The organism is Guptibacillus spartinae (assembly GCF_028610625.1).
Classification (GTDB): domain Bacteria; phylum Bacillota; class Bacilli; order Bacillales; family Guptibacillaceae; genus Guptibacillus; species Guptibacillus spartinae.
Genome location: NZ_JAQQWU010000008.1, coordinates 129,747 through 148,722 on the forward strand (window position 1 = coordinate 129,747; position 18,976 = coordinate 148,722).

Consider the following 18,976-nt stretch of genomic DNA (forward strand, 5'->3'; position numbering starts at 1 on the left):
AACACCTTTACTATAAACAAATTAGTAAGACTATTCAATCTTTTTGGGGATTTTCTCTTTCTTATCCATAAAAAAAGTGCGCGTGGAGCGCACTTTATAATTGAGCCAAGCCTTCTACAACCGTTTGTACAAGTAAATCGATATCTTTTTCTTCAATCGTTAAAGGAGGTGCCATTGTAAGTACATTGTTATAACCTGCTACTGTATCACCATTCTTCCCAATGATGACTCCTTGCGATTTACAGTAGCTGATTACCTTATTCAGCTCACTTATCGCAAGCGGTTTCTTGGTTCTTTTATCTTCCACAAGTTCGAGTCCAATCAGCAACCCTTTTCCGCGGATATCCCCCACATTGGAATGAGACGATAATCGGTCTGTTAATTGAAGCTTCAGCTTTTCTCCTAATTCTTTCGAGCGATCAAACAGCTTTTCTTGCTCCATGATTTCTAAATTTTTTAATGCAAGAGCACACGAGGCTGGGTTCCCTCCAAATGTATTAATATGTCGAAAGTGATCATATGACTCTTTACCTTTAAAGGCTTCATAGATTTCTTCTTTCACTGCAGTAGCTGATAATGGAAGATACCCACTCGTTAACCCCTTCGCCATTGTAATGATATCAGGCTTAACATCATAGTTCATGAATCCAAATGCTTTTCCTGTTCTACCAAAGCCACAAATGACTTCATCACAGATTAGTAAAGCACCGTGCTTATCACACACATCCTTTACGGATTTCATGTAATCTTGTTGAGGCATGATGATTCCTCCACCAGTGATTATGGGCTCCATTATCATGGCTGCTACCGTTTGACTTAGTTCCCAAGTCATCAAGTCGTCAACCGCTTTGACCGACGATAGCACTCCTTTACCGACGTCTATATCACGATACGTATCTGGTGGCTGGACATGTAAAAAACCCTGGCCAAGCGGTTCATACTTATATTTCCTCTGTGCCTGGCCAGTCGCGGCTAGTGACCCCATCGTGTTTCCGTGATATGCCCGATAGCGCGATACTATTTTATATCTGCTTCCTTCTCCTTTTTGCTCATGATATTGCCTGGCGATCTTAAAAGCGGTTTCATTTGCTTCTGACCCACTATTGGAGAAAAAGATCACATATCCACCACCAAGCATTTCATTTAACTTCTCTGCTAATTTAATTGCCGGTCCATGTGTCTGTGTTAAGGGATAATAGGACAGTTCTTTCAGTTGATCGAAGGCTGCCTGAGCAAGTTCTTCTCGCCCATATCCGATATTTACACACCACAGTCCTGCCATGGCATCGAGATATTGATTACCTTCATAATCGGATACCCATGCACCTTTTGCTTTCTCTATCACCATTGTCGATTTTGGATCATATGGTCGCATCGCATGCCAGACGTATTTCTCATCTTTTCCTGCGAGATTCTCGTGAGCAGTTTGCATACTCTTCACTCCCTTCTAGTAGTCAAAGCGAGTTGTGATCATTTTTCTTCTTGTATAAAAGTTCACACCATCTTTTCCATTTGCATGCAGATCACCATAAAAAGAATCTTTCCATCCTGAAAAAGGGAAAAATGCCATAGGAGCTGGTACGCCAACGTTCACACCTAGCATCCCTGCATCGGCTTCTTCACGGAATTGTCTAATCGCCCCGGCGTCTTTCGTATAAATCGTCGCCCCGTTGCCATATCGTGACTTCTTTAGAATTTCTAAGGCAGAATCGATCGAATCCGCGTGTAGTAAGCTTAAAACGGGAGCAAAGATTTCTTCCTTTGCAATGGTCATTTCAGGTGTTACTCCATCAAATATCGTTGGTCCAAGAAAATTCCCTTCTTTATGAGCGCCCATCTCATTTCGGCCGTCACGAATCAAGGCTGCCCCCTCTTCTAAACCTTTATCGATATAACCTAGCACTTTTTCTCGATGTGATTTTCGAATAACGGGTGTTAAGAGCACCTCATCATCTAAGCCATTTCCCATTTTCAAGCTATCAGCTTTTTCTTTGAGTGCAGATATGAACGACTCACTTTCTCCTACGACTACTACCGCACTACAAGCCATACAGCGTTGTCCTGCACTACCAAATGTTGAGCTAATGACCTGCTGTACCGCTACCTCGATATCAGCATCTGGCATGACAATATGATGATTTTTAGCCCCAGAAAGAGCCTGCACTCTCTTACCACGAGAAGCTGCCTCTTCATAAACGTATTTAGCGACTGGCTGTGATCCGACAAATGAGATTGCTTTCACATCTGGATGCTCGAGTAGACCATTTACCACATCGTGTGCTCCGTGAACAATATTAAATACTCCTTTTGGTAGACCTGCTTCAGTTAATAATTCAGCCATACGATTAGCAAGAATCGGAGTCCGTTCAGAAGGTTTCAAGACAAATGTATTTCCACAGGCAATTGCGAGAGGAAACATCCAATGAGGAACCATCATTGGAAAATTAAAAGGTGTAATGCCTCCTACAACTCCAACAGGATAACGGAACATTTCTGAATCGATATTTTCGGCAATTGTTGAAAGGTTGTCTCCCATCATCAAAGAAGGAGCTCCTGTTGCAAACTCCACGCACTCGATACCTCGAAGGACTTCCCCATGAGCTTCTTTAAAACTTTTCCCATTTTCTTTTACAACAAGTTCAGCTAGCTCATCATGATGTTTGACTAGAAGAGAGTGATATTTAAACAAGATTCGCGCTCTTTTTGGAACTGGGACTTTGCTCCAAGTTTGAAAAGCAGCAAATGCAGCACTAACTGCTAGATCCACATCTTCTTTTGATGATAATGGCACGTTAGCGAGATTTTCATTTGTAGCAGGGTTTGGAACTTCCAGCGTTTCTTTACTTGTGGCGTTTACCCATTCTCCGTTTACAAAGTTTTTTAATACAGTGGTGTCTTTTTTTACAACGGTCATTACATGCCCTCCTTTAATTCGTTCCTATCCTCATTGTAGGGATGCAATGGCTTTCCTTCATTAGACAAAACGTAACATGGATATGTTTTCGATTGTACACGTTGCACATTTTTAGTTCTGGTGTTTCAAATAATTGTATGCATGCAGGGCAAATTCGATCGCTAATCGTTTCGGAGAACCCATAAAATCATAACCCAACAACTCCTCAAGTTTTTCTAAGCGATGATAGAGTGTTTGTCTTACTACATAGAGTTGTTCAGCTGTCTCCTTTTTCGAACCATTACAGCTTATATAAACATTCAAGGTGTTTAAGAGATTACTATTATTCTTTTCATCATATTCAATGACTGGATTTAAATAATCATACATGAATTCTTTGAGCTCTTTGCCTTTTGCCAGATGTAAGATCATACGATAAATATGAAAATCAGTGTAATAGGTAACCAAGGAAGTTTCTAATGGTACCTTGTCATTCATCGTGTTTGTTTCAAGCGAAGAATCATAGCTTTTATGCATGTCTTTTAACAAGCGTACATGTTTCCCTACACCGATTTTTTCAACTTCTGGAACTGTTTCTTTTTGTAAAATGTCACTTTGAAGAAAGCGATTAAAACTTTCCCGCAAACGTTCTTCCACATTTTCCTCGGCGCGACGGTTTAAAATGATAATGATCAGCTTATTCCGAGTTGTTAAAGATAATACAAAAAAACCTTCTTTCTCAAAAACGGACCGCATGAGTAGCATGAAATACGTTAGTTGAGAAGAGGTGTATGTGTCTTGATGTTTTTTGAATTTACATGTGCATACATGAAGACCGCGCGGAATCAATGTTTCATCTACTTCAACTAGATAGGATAAAATTTGTTCTTCCGTGTGCTTCCCCTCAAGCCATTCATATAACCACTCTGTTTCAAGGGCACGCTTCTTTTCTTCTATGTATAGTTCCCGTAAAAGATATTGAGCGATTGCCGTCGCACTTCGATCAAGTAGTAACATGTCATAATCTGAGACTGACGCATGTTGCGCTGGAACTAGAATAAGGTTTGCAAAATGATAATCCATCGCACGAACAGGTTGAAGAACAAGTCCTTTTCCATTTGGTTGCATTTTTAGAAAATGTAAAAAAGTCTCCCGTTTTTCTGATGTTACTCCAGGTACGAATATCGCTTCTGATTCCTTAGGATTATAAATGACTTGCATACCTGTTTTACTGGATAATAAGGATAAGATTTTCGTTAAACAACCAGGTACAAGGAGGAGATGATTAAGCTCTTGTGAAAATTGCTCGAGGTCTGAAATCATTTGATAATGATGAGCGATTAAAAGGGAATGAAGGTCTTGTGTGATGTCTACAAAGCGAACTTCCTTTTTAAAAACAATAATGGGAAAATCGTGCTGATCAGCGAGGGCAATAATTTCTGACGGAATATGATCCATATATGTACCAATCTCAATACAAAGTCCAGCAGCCTGACTCTGTATCAATTGTTTGACGATCGAATGAAATACGTTGACGTTGTCTTTCCATACAAAACCAGTCGATAGAATTAATTCTTCACCATGTAATAGCTGTTTCACACTCGTCACTTCCATTACATGTACCCATTTGATACGCCTACCTAATCCCGCTTTTCCAGCTATGACAGTAGCATGATGAAAATGCTCTCGTTCTAATACTTCATGGACTGTTAAACTGGTCATTCGCAGCATTCAATCACGTCCTCTTCTGAAGATTATATGATTTATCTAACCATGAAGTTACTTAGATGTGGGTGAATACGGAAGATTATCTTTCAGCTATCATTAATGATAGCGCTTACATTATTTGAAACTAACTTTACTACATCACTTAAATCATTTCTACTAATAGTCTATATTATGACAGAATAAGTCATAATAATAGATTATATTTATGACTATAGTACGGTATATGAAATTTAATTAATGAAATAAAAAACACCGGGCACTTATTGCCCGGTTTCTACTTCCCATTCATATTCGTCTAATAGCTCCATTAAATAATAGTACTGTTTCTTACTCCGAAAATCACTTTCTTTCCAATTGGATCGAATCCAGGTCGTTAGTTCTGCAGCAGAATTAAATATTTCACCACTCGTATCCGCTTTCCTTATCATATAACGGCCATTTTCTTCGTCAATTGTTACTTCACACGGATAAGCGCTATCTTTTGAATACAAGTTATACTCCATCTCTTCCCTCCTCCTTAAGTAACGGATTGGATCTGCTTTAATAGAAGAGCTGAGAAATATTTTCTCCCATTTGCTGTCTGAATATGAAGCGTTTCGTTCGAAATTTCATCTGTTTTAACATCTTTTAAATTAAACTCGATAAACGCCCCACTTAAATTCTCCGTAATGCCATTAATGCGATAGCCGCGACCAATAAAGTAGTCGATTTTTTCTCGTTCAATCAAATATTGCTGATGCTCTCTCATGATTTTATCTCCTTTCGTCAAGTGCACTCCCTACTTCTTGAACTGCCTGTAATTCATTACCGCTTTCGATGACCCAATCACGTCCAACCGTAATGCCGAGGTATTTTTCATCACTTGGATCATCCATTTCCGCCTGCCTGTATTTTTGGAACCACCAGTACTTAGCTAAAATATAATAAGTACCTGCACCTACGAGAAAACCGACTAAAAATGAGTAGTTCGAAAGGAAATAGGCGGCTAATCCACCGATAATCCAGGCGATAAAACCTGCCAAATTCACACCATTCATATAGCGATATTGACCATTTTGCTCATATAAGTCTGGCACATTCACTCTTCTTTTTCTCAGAAGATAATAATCAGCAAAGAGAATACCAACAATGGCGGATAGGATACCACCTACGATCAATAGAATGGGAATTAAGATATTAAATAAGCTCCACGGCTGTACGACTGATCCAACAATTCCTGCAATAAATACTCCCGCCCAAAAAGGAACTTTTGGTCCTCCTACATTTGAGAAAATGGTTGCAGCTGGCACTAAATTTGCGGACACATTTGTGGACCACTGTGCAAGAACAATCATTAATAGAAGCACCCCCAAAATCAAACCGGTAGCCGCCTCTTGTAGCGCTACGACTGGATCGTAGTTTGATACTGCAATGTACGATACGCCACCGATTACCACCATAAAAGTTTGTGTAATTGGTAAAGCGATCATACTCCCTACCAGCGTTCCTTTATTTCGCTTCATCCAACTGCGTTCAAACCTAGGTGCTTTAATGAATCGTGATATCGAAGGAATATCAGCTGAAATCGTTGCCCAGAATCCCATGTTACTAAAAATAACAATAAGAAAAGCGGTAACAGCAGCTCCTCCTGTAACAGGACTTTCAATCCAGGCCCACACTTCTCGTCCCTGTGCAACTGCCTGATCTGAAAGAGATGCATACATCCAAACTGAAATAATGATAATAACTGGTGCAGCAAGATCTGCGAATCGTTCTACTGCTTTAATACCAAGTGCTGTATTCACCAGTTGGACTGTAGCAAAAATAAGGAAACAAACGAACCAGTTATCAAAACCAAACAAAACGTTTAAAATCGCATTCATTGCCGTTGCACCAAAGTAAGTGTTGATTCCAAACCAAAATGACGCTGCAAGTCCTCTAACAACAGAAGGAATATGAGTGCCAATGGTTCCAAACGGTGCTCTCATATAGACGGGAAAGGATAACCCGTGTTCAATCCCAATATCCCCAATAACGGTAATAAACAATCCAATACCAATGGTTCCAATAATCGTTGCAACGACTACCCATGATAGTGATAAGGATTGAACTCCAGCTCCACCGATCGCAAACGCTGCAAGTACGACAGCCATCCCTACCCACATCATCGCAAACCCACCGGTTCCGATTTTTTTATCTTTATGAGCAATTGGCAATAGATCCGGCGATTTTAAATAGCTTTCCTCTTTTTTCATTCAGCTATCTCCTTTTTCAGTCTCTTACTGGATCATCATCGGTTTGTCTGCCAAATTTGTGGTCTTGCCATACTTTGCTCGTTTCAAATATTGTCCTGAACCTGGCGTTCCTACAAACTGTTTGTTTTTAATAACAAAATCTCCTCGTACAAGAACAGTTTCAGGTTCACCAGTCACTTCCATTCCTTCAAACGCATTGTAGTCCACTGCCATATGGTGGGTATCGGCAGAAATTTTTCGTTTTGTTTCTGGATTAAAGATAACTAAATCCGCATCTGCTCCAATCGAAATGGTGCCTTTCTTTGGAAATAACCCAAATAGCTTAGCTGATTTTGTAGAAGTAATATCGACAAACTGATTTAATGAGATTCTACCTTTACGAACTCCCTCTGAAAATAGAATGCTAAACCGATCTTCAATCATAGGACCGCCATTTGGAATTTTCGTGAAATCATCTCGTCCAAGGTCTTTTTGTCCACTAAAATCAAATGAGCACTGATCCGAACCAATGGTTTCTAGCTGTCCCGTCCTTAGGGCATTCCAGAGTGCCTCTTGATTCCACTTTTCGCGGAGTGGTGGACTCCATACATACTTTGCTCCTTCAAAATTCGGTTTTTCTAAATAGGATTGATCGAGCACAAGGTACTGTGGGCACGTTTCCCCATGGATGTCATACCCTTTCTTTCTTGCTTCTGCAATTTTATCTGCCGCTTCTTTACAGCTAACATGAACAACATATAATTGAGATGAAGCAAGACCTGTTAATTGGGCAGCACGCCCAGTCGCCTCTCCTTCTACTTCAGGTGGTCTTGTAAGAGCGTGGTAAATTGGCTCAGTCTGTCCTTTTGCTAACGCTTCCTTCGTTAAATATTCGATGACATCTCCATTTTCGGCATGAACCATCACAAGCGCTCCATGTTCTTTCGCAGCTAATAGCGTACGATAAAGGGTTTCATCATCTGCTTGAAAAACGTTTTTATATGCCATAAATACTTTAAAGGATGTGATTCCTTCTTGGTTGATCACATCAGGTAATTGATCCAAAACCTTATCATTAATTTCACTAATCATTAAATGAAAGCTATAGTCAATTACGGATTTATCTTTTGATTTGTCATGCCACGTTTTAATCGCTTCAGAAAGTGGTTTTCCTTTTTCGGTAAGACAAAAATCGATAATTGAGGTTGTTCCACCAAACGCCGCCGCGATCGTTCCTGTTTCAAAATCATCTTTTGTGACGGTACCGCCAAATGGCATTTCAAGATGAGTATGAGGGTCAATCCCCCCGGGAAAAACATAGCGATCGGTTGCATCAACAACTTCCGCACCCTCCACTTCAATGCTTTTACCAATAGAAGAGATAACACCATCTGAGATCAATAAGTCCGCCTGGTACGTTTCACTTGCCGTTACAATCGTTCCATTTCGTATAATTTTTTTCATATAAAATCCTCCTACTTATTTGGTTACTTTACGATCTTTAAGCGAACCGATGAGAGATTGACGTTCGTTCCATGTCATTGGTGGCAAGTCACTTTTGAGCTCTACCATATCAATCGCTCCATCAACTGGGCAGACGATTGAACATAAGTTACATCCAACACAATCTTCTTCCCTTACTTGAAGAATGGCATGACCGTTTGGATCATTTAACATATCGATACATTGGTGAGAAGTATCTTCACACGCAATGTGGCATTTATTACAATTGATACAAACCTCATTATTAATGCGCGCGACAACTTTGTAGTTAAGGTCGAGGTTCCCCCAATCTGAAAAAGTAGGGACAGATTTTCCTATAATGTCTTGAACAGAAAGGATGCCTCTTTCATCAAGGTAAGTAGACAAACCGTCAATAAGATCTTCGACAATGCGAAAACCATGGTGCATCGCCGCAGTACAAATCTGGACATTGCTTGCGCCCATCAACATAAATTCAATCGCATTTTGCCAATTGGATACGCCACCCATACCAGATATCGGGACATTAATACGGTTATTTCTTGCACATTCACTAACCATGTTTAATGCAATGGGCTTTACGGCAGGTCCACAATAGCCACCGTGGGCTCCTTTTCCTCCTACATGGGGAACTGGAAGCCAAGTATCGATATCTACTCCTGCAAGACTATTAATCGTATTAATCATGCTGACTGCATCGGCTCCACCTCTAACAGCAGCCTCAGCAGTAGCAGTAATATCCGTAATATTAGGTGTTAACTTTACAATGACTGGTGTATCAGCCGCTTCTTTTGCCCAATACGTTTGTTTTTCTACAAGTTCAGGCACTTGTCCAGATGCAGACCCCATTCCTCGTTCAGCCATTCCATGAGGACAACCAAAGTTAAGTTCAAGACCATCTACACCTGCTGCCTCCGTCTTTTTAACGATTTCATGCCATGCTTCTTGATTAGGTTCAACCATCAACGAAGCGACAACCGCATGATTTGGAAATTTTTTCTTCGTTTCATAAATTTCCTTCAAATTCACTTCCAGCGGTCGGTCTGTAATGAGCTCAATATTATTAAACCCAGCTACGCGCTGCCCATTAAAGTGAACGGCTGCATATCTTGAAGAAACATTAAGAATTGGATCTCCCAACGTTTTCCAAACAGCCCCACCCCATCCTGCTTCAAACGCACGCTGCACTTGATAGCCTGAGTTCGTAGGTGGTGCAGATGCGAGCCAAAATGGGTTCGGTGAAGTAATACCCGCAAGATTCGTTCTAAGATCTGCCATCGCTATTCCCCTTTCTCCCGTTACGCTGAGTACGTTTCTTTTAAGCTTTCATGCATATGATAAGCAGCCGTTTTCCCCTGTTGGGCCGCGGAAACAACCATGGCTTCCCCCTGACCTTTTCCAAAGATCACATCGCCACATGCATAGATTTTTGGATTGGATGTTTCCATCGTAGCTGGGTTAATTAAAATAACCCCGTCGTTGTGCGCAAGACCAAGATCTTCAATAAAAGAAAGATGACGCTTTTGGCCAATCGCCTTTACGATTGCATCGCATTCGATTAAAAATTCAGAATTCGGGATAGGTTCTGTTCTCCTTCTTCCATCTTCAGCCGCTTCTGAAAGCTTCATTTTGACACATTTCATTCCTTTTACTTGCCCGGCTTCATTTGTGACGATTTCGACCGGCTGTGTTAACCAGCGAAACTCAACCCCATCTTGTTTAGCAAACTCGTATTCAAAATCATAGGCGGTCATTTCTTGTTCGGATCGACGGTAAAGAATCTTTACGTTTTCTGCCCCCAGTCGAATGGAGCAAGTCGCTCCATCGATTGCTGTATTACCTGCACCAATTACAACCACTTTCTTATCTTTTAAGTGAGTTGGAAATGGAGCGTCTTTTGTCGTCTTCACAAGTTCAATCGCATCATATACGCCTTCCGCTTGCTCTCCTGGAATTTGAAGATCAGGGACGTTTGCCATTCCAATTGCTAAAATGACGCGATCATTCGTTGAAAGAAGTTCATGAAATGGAATATCTTTCCCAATCTTTACACCTGTTTTAATCGTAACGCCTAGTTTTTCAATTTGTTCAACTTCCCATAAAGAAATGGCCTTTGGTAAGCGGAATGAAACAATCCCATACGTATCGAGACCCCCAGCTTGCTTTTCAGCTTCATAAACCGTCACGCTATACCCAAGCAGAGCAAGCTCGCGAGCGGCAGATAATCCCGCTGGACCTCCCCCAACGATTGCGACGCTCTTACCATTCGATTGACCTTCTTTAAATAGGACTTGATCATTTTTTATTGCCCAATCAGTAGCATACCTTTGAAGGTTTCCGATTAAAATGGGTTTCGTCGAATGATTAAGTACGCAAGCACCTTCACATAGTTCTTCTGTTGGACAAACTCTTGCACAGCTTGCACCTACTGGATTGGCTGTCATAATTGTTTTAGCGGAACCTTTCATATTCCCTGACGCTATTTTCTTGATAAAAGTAGGAATATCGATGCCAGTTGGACACGCTTGGATGCACGGAGCATCGTAACAATAAAGACACCTTTGCGATTCCTGAAAGGCTTCCTGATTCGTGAGCGGAGGTGTGACTTCAGTAAATCGTTTCTGAAGCTCTCTTTGAATCATTGGTTCGCTTGTACTCATATGGGTCCCCCCTATAATTAAAATGAACTCTGTACTGCAAGAACTTTAAATGAAAAAGCAGGTGGCCAAGTCACACCTGCTCCCTAAGGCAATAACGACGTCATTTCTCCGTAAGTTTCTGGACGGCGATCCCGATAGAATTGCCATGTATCTCGAACTTCACGAATCATCTTTTTATTTACTTCACCGATAATGACTTCATCTTTATCACGCGAGCCCATCGCAACAAAGTTGCCCCGTGGATCTACCAAATAAGACTGGCCATAAAATTCCCCCATATTCCATGGCGCTTCCGTCCCGACACGATTAATCGCTCCTAAATAGTAACCATTCGCAACCGCATGAGCCGGCTGCTCAAGCTTCCATAAATATTCAGAAAGTCCAGCTACTGTAGCGGAAGGGTTAAATACGATCTCTGCTCCGTTTAACCCAAGTAAGCGCGCTCCTTCAGGAAAGTGACGATCATAACAAATGTATACGCCAATTTTTCCGAAAGCCGTATCAAACACAGGATATCCAAGGTTTCCTGGCTTAAAATAATACTTTTCCCAGAAGCCGTGTCCGTTGTCCCCAACCGCTACGTGCGGAATATGTTGTTTTCGGTATTTTCCAAGATAGGAACCGTCAGCATCAAGGACAGCTGCTGTGTTGTAATAGGTTGATATCCCTTCACGTTCATAAATAGGTAATACGATTACGATTCCATGCTCACGAGCAAGTGCTTGAAACCTTACCGTCGTCGGTCCCTCCGGAATTTCTTCTGCAGCATCGTACCACTTCGTATTCTGCTCTGCACAAAAATACGGTCCATAGAAAATCTCTTGTAAACAGACAATTTGAGCTCCCTTTTCACTTGCTTCTCTTACAAGCTGAATATGTTTTTCAATCGCTTTTTGCTTATGCAGCTCAACCGGTTCGTTGCCATTCACTTCATTTTTTGCCTGAATCAACCCAATTTTAACTGAATCTGACATATGTATACCCTCCTATTCAAGTAATTAACTGAATTTTCTTTCTAATAAGAGTGTAGAAGATTCATTTCCTTGATACACTATACAAAGTGTAAAATGAAATGCACTAAAAACTAGCATACTGTCGCAAGTAGAAATGTTGGATAGATGAGAAAATAAAAAACAGCTTAAGCAAAGTGCGTCTAACATGCACTTATGACTTAAGCTGTTTCTTGTTAAAAACTCTGTCAGATTCTAGTTATTCTCTTGATTCTTTATATACTGTTGGACAACTTTGTAAACATACTCCTGATTCGCTTCAGCGGTATTTGGGTTGTATTCTCCTCCGTTTACTTTATTATTTGAAAGAATACGAATCCCAAGGAAAGGTACGTCGTAGGCTTGAGCAATTTGTGCTCCTGCAGCGCCTTCCATTTCTTCAACGGAAGTACCATACTTCTCATGAAACCAATTAATACGATCAATTTCATTATTCCACACGTCGGCAGAACCGATCGTTCCTTCCACAACTTTTCCTTTTTGATAGTCATCTTTTACAGCGTTTGCTGCAGAAAGTAAGTCTGGGTCTCCTTCAAAGTAGCGTATATTTTCTGCATCAGGATCCTCTCCTGCGCTACCTTCAGAAGCCATTAAATCCATTGGCTTCCATTCGGTTGGCTTTATACCTTCATCTTTATTCAAGTTAACCGTTTTTAGAGATCCGGTGTTCGTCGTTCTTTTACCTAAAACGATATCAAATACATCTAATTCTGGGTCATGGCCACCCGAAGTCCCCTGGTTGATAATCGCAAGTGGATTGTACTTCTCGATTGCTACGGCTGTTGCAGCAGCCGTATTTTCCATACCTTTTCCTGTCTTTGCAACGATCACTGGATAATCATCTACCGTTCCTTTATAAAAAACAAATGAGCCTGAAGTTTCTTCCGTCACATTTTCTAATCTTTCCGCAAATTTTTCTGCTTCAATTGGCATTGGTCCCTGAACAAGAATGGGCCGCTCCGTTGTCTCTTGCTCTGCAGAAGATTCTGATTCGGTGTTACATGCCGACAAAACACCTAACAAAAGTATAGTGATCATAGATGTTGCTACGTATTTCTTAAACAGTGATTTCCTCATGTCTGCTCTCTCCCTAGTATGTAAGTTCGGATCCTTTTTTAAAATAAACACGTAATCGTGATAGACTATTCTCTCTTATCTTTTGCTGTTATTCTCCCTTCTAGATTACAATTCTCGTATTAAACGAAATAAAAAAGGCCTGGATTCTGTAGAAAATATTCTACCCTCCAAACCTACGAAAGTTCAAGTATACAAAGAGCCCATCCCATTATTTCAAGATTAAAATAAAAACAGAATAAAGACAGATATCAGCATACTTCAACTCGTAGTCCAGTACTTTAAAGGGAACCGGGTAGAAACACTCAGACCATATTTCTGAGAATATACGAGTAAGAATTCAATTAAGTTAGTACTTATCTACCATAACAAACACATAAACGATGTTCAACCAAAAACTGAATAATAATTTAAAAAATCACATGATTGTTCGTGTTTTAATAAATTCTCCTAAAAAGTTTGGTTTACTCTTCGAAAGTCTTTATTAAATACCTCTACCTTTGCCACTCTCCATCACTACTTACCGTTCCATCTAAAAAATCGAGAGGCTAGTAGGATCGAGACTATTGAAATTCCTAGTAAAATTCCTACTTCAAATCCGTAAGAGGAAATAGGAGCTTCATTCCATGTTCCACGAAGCAAGTTAATCACATAATAGAGTGGAAGTAGTTTCGCAACCAACTGAAGTGCTTCTGGCATAAAGGCAATTGGAAAAGTGGCTCCGGATAAAAAGAGCATAACGTTTAAGAAGAGGGAACTGATAGCTGCAGCTGCCTGGGTATTTTTAGCAAGCGATGTTAGGAATAGAGCAAAAGGAAAGAAAGCTAGAATACTAATAACTAATGCCAACAGTGTGCTTCCGATGTATTCGGGTAAGGAGAGGCTATACATCCACATTCCAAAGACCATCAGTAACACTGCCGAAAAAAAGAAAATTACAGTCCCCTGCACAGTATGCGCTGCGAGAATTTTCCAAGGCTGAAGAGGGGTTGATTGATACCTCCGCAAAACGCCTGTTTCACGGTATCCAGCAAGAACCGTTCCTAACGTAAAAAATGAAGTCGTCACAATGTTCACTCCAATCCAAGAAGGGACAAATTGCTCAGCAAAAGTAAGGCCGTTCATTTCACTTCCAACGAACATGGAACCAAAAAGCCAGATCATGACAACTGGAAAAAGAAAGGTCCAAAACACGCTTAAACGATCTCGAAAGAACATTTTCGTTTCTAGAATCGCTAATTGCACGACAGCGTTCATTGAACGACCTCCTCTTCGAGATAATGTACAAATAAGTCGTCTAAAGTACCTTTCTCGAAATTGAAGTTCGAAAGAGAAATTTCTCGTTCATGACAGATGCGAAAAATATGATAAGCTGTTTCTTGCTGATTTTTACAAAAAACGTGAAATAGCCCATGATTTTCTTCGACTCTTATCACACCAGGTATTGGTTCTATATCCTCACATTTTAACTGATGACTTTCGAAAGTGATATTTTTTGAAACGTTCCCTCTTAATAGCTGCTGTGGCGTATTAAGCGCTTTTAATTCCCCATGGTAAATCATAGCAACACGGTCGCATAATTTTTCGGCTTCTTCCATGTAATGGGTAGTGATCACAATTGTACAGCCTTGTTTTCTCAGTCGTTCAATCAACGACCACATTTCCCTACGTGCATGAGGATCCAGCCCCATACTTGGCTCATCAAGAAATAAGATTTCAGGCTGATGAATCGTAGCGAGTGCTAGGGTGACTCGTTGCTTCCAACCTCCTGATAGATCTTCAAAATGTACATTTAACTTCTCTTGCAAACCGAGTAATTCAATCAAATGATCTTTTTGACTTGGTCCATCATAAAATGAAGCAAATAATTGAAGCGCTTCCTTTACTTTCATTTTCTTTTGAATTGAAGTAGATTGAAATTGCACGCCAATGCGCTTATTCAATGCTCGCAACTGTTTCGTGGGAACATAGCCTAATACATCAATCGTACCGCTGTTAGGTTTTAATACACCTTCAAGCATTTCAAGCGTCGTTGTTTTGCCTGCACCATTAGGACCAATTATCCCGAAGATTTCACCCTTTTTTACAGCGAAAGATAAATCCTTCACTGCGAACACAGAACCATACTTTTTAGATACACCCTTTACGATAATGACATGCTCCATAAAATCCCCCTCTCAAGTGATACCTGATTGCGATATGTAAGATATATGAGTGATCAATGCCTTTCTTGCTAGAAGAATTTTTATCTCCTTTTTCTCCCTATTTATTTTTCCATTATATAACAACAAAATGGAAAGGTAAGCAATTCCACCTTTTTTCTATCTACAAAAATCGCTTTCTTTGTTCCTTTGTCGGAATCATACAGCTTTCTTTTTTTCCAAACCATTTATAGCGTCGTTTTGCAATCTCGTCATAAATTTTGTTTCGTAATGAAAGTGGTAGGAAACGAAGAATAAGGAGAAGTCTAAAAAAACCACCAAGTTTTTGAATAATATATAAGGCTGCTTCAGATTTTACAAGAGCTTTCCCTTCTCTAATCACAATCACACTATCTGGCACTTCTGTTATTCCTGCTTCTTTAAGGAGATCCTTTGCCATTTCTGATTGAAGAGAAGCAAAAGAAAATACGGCTTTCTTATCGTATTTAAACATAAACTTCACTAATCCATTGCATAAATTGCAAATCCCATCAAATAAAATAATATTTGTATGCACGTCTTCTCGACTTTTCATGTATAAACACCTCATTCTATATGTTCACCATTTCACATATTTAGTGTAGCATAACTTTCTAATTGATGAGGCAGAATGTGCTATAATTTCCGTGTTCAGTATTCTACATAGCAAGGATGTTGCACCATGTATCCAACATATTCACTCAAGGAAAAAATCAAACTATTAATTGTGATTTTGTACCCGATCTTAATTACGCAAGTTGGTCTTTATTCGATGAACTTTGTAGACACGATCATGAGCGGAAGAGCTGGAGCGAATGATCTTGCCGGGGTTGCGATTGGCTCAAGTCTTTGGGTACCTATCTTCACAGGCTTAAGCGGTATTTTACTTGCCATAACGCCAATCGTATCGCATTATATTGGAGCCAAACAGGAAGAACGTGTTTCTTTTTCAGTCCTGCAGGGCATTTACCTTTCCATTGCTTTATCACTTAGTATTTTAGTAGTTGGAAGTTTTATTTTAGATCCAATTTTAAATACGATGGATCTTCAGAATAACGTAGCTCAAATTGCAAAAGAGTATTTAATCGGACTTTCATTTGGGATTGTCCCACTATTTATTTACTCGGTGCTTAGAAGTTTCTTTGATGCACTTGGACAGACAAGGACCACGATGCTTGTTACGCTTACATCGCTTCCAATCAATGTGTTTTTCAATTACGTTCTCATTTTCGGTAAATGGGGATTCCCTAAATTAGGTGGTGTTGGTGCCGGTTATGCATCAGCGATCACTTACTGGTTTATTCTTCTAATTGCATTACTGGTCGTGATTAAAGTAAGACCGTTCAGAGCATACGGTATTTTCAAACGTTTTTATCCTGTCTCATTTTCAACTTGGAAAGAACAGTTAAAAATTGGCGTGCCGATTGGTTTTTCCATCTTTTTTGAAGTTAGTATCTTCGCCGCTGTTACGCTATTAATGAGCACGTATTCAACCGAAACGATCGCCGCTCATCAGGCAGCGATCAACTTCGCTTCTCTTCTCTATATGATTCCACTCAGTATTTCTATGGCGTTAACGATCGCCATCGGATTTGAAGTTGGCGCAAGAAGATTACAAGATGCGAAGCACTACAGTTACATGGGAATTGCTTTTGCAGTTGGTATGGCTTTGTTTTCAGCTCTTTGTTTGTTTCTATTCAACGATGCAGTCGCAAGCTGGTATACGAGTAATGAGGACGTTTTCGATTTGATTAAGGTATTCTTAATTTACGCGATCTTTTTCCAGCTTTCAGATGCAGTTGCTGCCCCAATTCAGGGAGCACTCCGAGGATATAAGGATGTGAATGTGACATTCGTTATGAGCTTAATTTCTTATTGGGTAATCGGTCTTCCTTCAGGTTTTATACTAGCGAAATACACTGCGTTTGGTCCATATGGGTACTGGGTCGGCCTTAGTACTGGACTATTTGTTGCCGCCATTACGTTATTTTTACGACTACGATATGTGCAACAATCAACACGAACGGTATACGACGAATAAAAGCGGATCCCAGTAGGATCCGCTTTTTAGTCTATTAATTATACATTGCCTGAGCTTTTGCTTGTAGTTCTGTGTTTTCGAGGTACTCATCATAAGTTGCTTCTTTATCGATGATTCCTTTAGGTGTTACTTCAATAACTCTGTTTGCGATCGTTTGAATGAACTGGTGGTCATGAGAAGTAAAGATCATTGCCCCTTTAAAGTTCATGAGACCATTGTTAAGTGCAGTAATTGATTCAAGATCCAGGTGGTTCGTTGGATCGTCGAGAACAAGTACGTTCGCACCGCTAAGCATCATTTTAGAAAGCATACAGCGCACTTTTTCTCCACCAGAAAGAACGCTTGCTTTCTTCAATACTTCTTCACCAGAGAAGAGCATTCTTCCTAGGAAACCGCGAAGGAAGCTCTCACTCTGATCTTCTGGAGAGTATTGACGAAGCCAGTTAACAAGGTTTGTGTCCACGCCTTCAAAGTATTCCGAGTTATCTTTCGGGAAATAAGCTTGAGAAGTCGTAACACCCCACTTGAACGTACCGCTGTCCGCTTCCATTTCACCCATCAAGATTTTAATGAGCGCCGTATTCGCAATTTCATTACGACCTACGAGTGCTACTTTATCATCTTTATTCAGCATAAAGCTCACGTTATCAAGAACCTTTACGCCATCAATCGTTTTCGTTAATCCTTCGACGTGAAGCACATCGTTTCCGATTTCACGATTTGGTGTGAATGCTACATAAGGATACTTTCTTGAAGATGGTTTAATATCATCAAGGGTAATCTTATCAAGAAGTTTTTTACGAGAAGTCGCTTGTTTGGATTTTGAAGCGTTCGCGCTAAAACGCTGAATAAACGCTTGAAGTTCTTTTACTTTCTCTTCCTTCTTTTTGTTCGCATCTTCTTTCATTGTGCGAGCAAGCTGGCTTGATTCATACCAGAAATCGTAGTTACCAACATACACTTGAATTTTACCGTAATCAAGGTCAGCCATGTGCGTACATACTTTGTTTAAAAAGTGACGGTCATGGGATACGACAATAACGGTGTTTTCAAAATTAATAAGAAATTCTTCTAGCCATTGAATCGCACTAAGATCCAGGTTGTTCGTAGGCTCATCCAGAAGAAGAATATCCGGCGAACCAAATAGCGCCTGTGCAAGAAGAACTTTTACTTTTTCAGAACCAGTAAGATCTGCGAGCTTCTTGTAATGAAGGTCTTCAGAAATCCCAAGACCTTTCAACAATACCGCTGCATCAGACTCAGCTTCCCACCCGTTAAGATCAGCAAATTCACCTTCAAGCTCAGCAGCTTTCATACCATCTTCATCAGAGAAATCCTCTTTCATGTAGATCGCATTCTTCTCCTGCATCACTTCATAAAGTCGAGCGTGCCCCATAATAACCGTGTTAAGCACTTCATACTCTTCGTATTCAAAATGGTTCTGCTTAAGAACGGCTAGACGCTCACCAGGTCCCATATGAACATCGCCTGTTTGCGGTTCAATTTCACCTGATAAAATCTTAAGAAACGTTGACTTACCAGCACCATTCGCACCAATTAGTCCATAGCAGTTCCCCGGAGTAAATTTAATATTAACATCTTCAAAAAGCTTACGATCACCATATCGTAAGCCGACATCTGTAACTGTAATCATTTAGGTCGTATTCCTCCATCTATCATATTATAGTGCAAATT

16 protein-coding genes and 1 riboswitch are annotated in these 18,976 nt (G+C 40.2%); of the genes, 1 reads left to right on the plus strand and 15 read right to left on the minus strand.

Annotated elements, in window-relative coordinates; translation table 11 throughout:
- Window positions 1-94: 94 nt before the first annotated feature.
- The 14 genes from PQ511_RS14905 to PQ511_RS14970 form a co-directional block, all read right to left on the minus strand.
- Window positions 95-1,432: an aspartate aminotransferase family protein gene (locus tag PQ511_RS14905; protein WP_273852687.1), complete on the minus strand. Its 1,338-nt coding sequence runs from the start codon at window positions 1,430-1,432 to the stop codon at window positions 95-97.
- A gap of 15 nt (window positions 1,433-1,447) precedes the next feature.
- A complete protein-coding gene (locus PQ511_RS14910; protein WP_273852688.1) occupies window positions 1,448-2,914 on the minus strand; it encodes a CoA-acylating methylmalonate-semialdehyde dehydrogenase in 1,467 nt (488 codons plus the stop codon).
- Between the two features lie 111 nt (window positions 2,915-3,025).
- Window positions 3,026-4,624, minus strand: coding sequence for a PucR family transcriptional regulator (locus PQ511_RS14915; RefSeq protein ID WP_273852689.1), 1,599 nt, complete (start codon window positions 4,622-4,624; stop codon window positions 3,026-3,028).
- Window positions 4,625-4,881: 257 nt separating this feature from the next.
- Window positions 4,882-5,124 carry a hypothetical protein gene (locus PQ511_RS14920; protein ID WP_226657950.1) on the minus strand — a complete coding sequence of 81 codons (243 nt, stop codon included), beginning with the start codon at window positions 5,122-5,124 and terminating at the stop codon, window positions 4,882-4,884.
- Between the two features lie 14 nt (window positions 5,125-5,138).
- Window positions 5,139-5,369, minus strand: coding sequence for a hypothetical protein (locus tag PQ511_RS14925; protein WP_273852690.1), 231 nt, complete (start codon window positions 5,367-5,369; stop codon window positions 5,139-5,141).
- Window positions 5,370-5,373: 4 nt separating this feature from the next.
- Complete coding sequence (locus tag PQ511_RS14930) at window positions 5,374-6,855, minus strand: NCS1 family transporter (protein WP_273852691.1); 1,482 nt, start codon at window positions 6,853-6,855, stop codon at window positions 5,374-5,376.
- 24 nt (window positions 6,856-6,879) lie between these two features.
- Window positions 6,880-8,298, minus strand: a complete 1,419-nt coding sequence (gene hydA / locus PQ511_RS14935; protein ID WP_273852692.1) for a dihydropyrimidinase — start codon at window positions 8,296-8,298, stop codon at window positions 6,880-6,882.
- A 15-nt stretch (window positions 8,299-8,313) separates the two neighbouring features.
- Entirely contained in the window at window positions 8,314-9,594 is a 1,281-nt protein-coding gene (gene preA, locus PQ511_RS14940) for an NAD-dependent dihydropyrimidine dehydrogenase subunit PreA (protein ID WP_273852693.1), read from the minus strand.
- A 20-nt stretch (window positions 9,595-9,614) separates the two neighbouring features.
- Window positions 9,615-10,976, minus strand: coding sequence for an NAD(P)-dependent oxidoreductase (locus PQ511_RS14945; protein WP_273852694.1), 1,362 nt, complete (start codon window positions 10,974-10,976; stop codon window positions 9,615-9,617).
- Between the two features lie 83 nt (window positions 10,977-11,059).
- On the minus strand, window positions 11,060-11,950 hold the full coding sequence (locus tag PQ511_RS14950; RefSeq protein WP_273852695.1) for a nitrilase-related carbon-nitrogen hydrolase: 891 nt from the start codon (window positions 11,948-11,950) through the stop codon (window positions 11,060-11,062).
- Between the two features lie 231 nt (window positions 11,951-12,181).
- Complete coding sequence (locus PQ511_RS14955) at window positions 12,182-13,063, minus strand: 5'-methylthioadenosine/S-adenosylhomocysteine nucleosidase (RefSeq protein ID WP_273852696.1); 882 nt, start codon at window positions 13,061-13,063, stop codon at window positions 12,182-12,184.
- A gap of 246 nt (window positions 13,064-13,309) precedes the next feature.
- A riboswitch (purine riboswitch) is annotated at window positions 13,310-13,412 on the minus strand.
- A gap of 164 nt (window positions 13,413-13,576) precedes the next feature.
- Window positions 13,577-14,317, minus strand: coding sequence for an ABC transporter permease (locus PQ511_RS14960; protein ID WP_273852697.1), 741 nt, complete (start codon window positions 14,315-14,317; stop codon window positions 13,577-13,579).
- Window positions 14,314-15,225 carry an ABC transporter ATP-binding protein gene (locus tag PQ511_RS14965; protein ID WP_273852698.1) on the minus strand — a complete coding sequence of 304 codons (912 nt, stop codon included), beginning with the start codon at window positions 15,223-15,225 and terminating at the stop codon, window positions 14,314-14,316. The genes PQ511_RS14960 and PQ511_RS14965 overlap by 4 nt, the downstream gene beginning before the upstream one ends.
- A 160-nt stretch (window positions 15,226-15,385) precedes the next feature.
- On the minus strand, window positions 15,386-15,796 hold the full coding sequence (locus tag PQ511_RS14970; RefSeq protein WP_273852699.1) for a thiol-disulfide oxidoreductase DCC family protein: 411 nt from the start codon (window positions 15,794-15,796) through the stop codon (window positions 15,386-15,388).
- Between the two features lie 126 nt (window positions 15,797-15,922).
- Here PQ511_RS14970 and PQ511_RS14975 point away from each other — a divergent pair, with 126 nt between their 5' ends.
- Window positions 15,923-17,281 carry an MATE family efflux transporter gene (locus tag PQ511_RS14975; protein ID WP_273852701.1) on the plus strand — a complete coding sequence of 453 codons (1,359 nt, stop codon included), beginning with the start codon at window positions 15,923-15,925 and terminating at the stop codon, window positions 17,279-17,281.
- 34 nt (window positions 17,282-17,315) lie between these two features.
- On the opposite strand, the gene PQ511_RS14980 is transcribed toward PQ511_RS14975, so the two are convergent.
- The gene (locus PQ511_RS14980) at window positions 17,316-18,935 is read right to left on the minus strand and encodes an ABC-F family ATP-binding cassette domain-containing protein (protein WP_273852703.1); all 1,620 of its coding nucleotides are present in this window, start codon (window positions 18,933-18,935) and stop codon (window positions 17,316-17,318) included.
- Window positions 18,936-18,976: the final 41 nt, after the last annotated feature.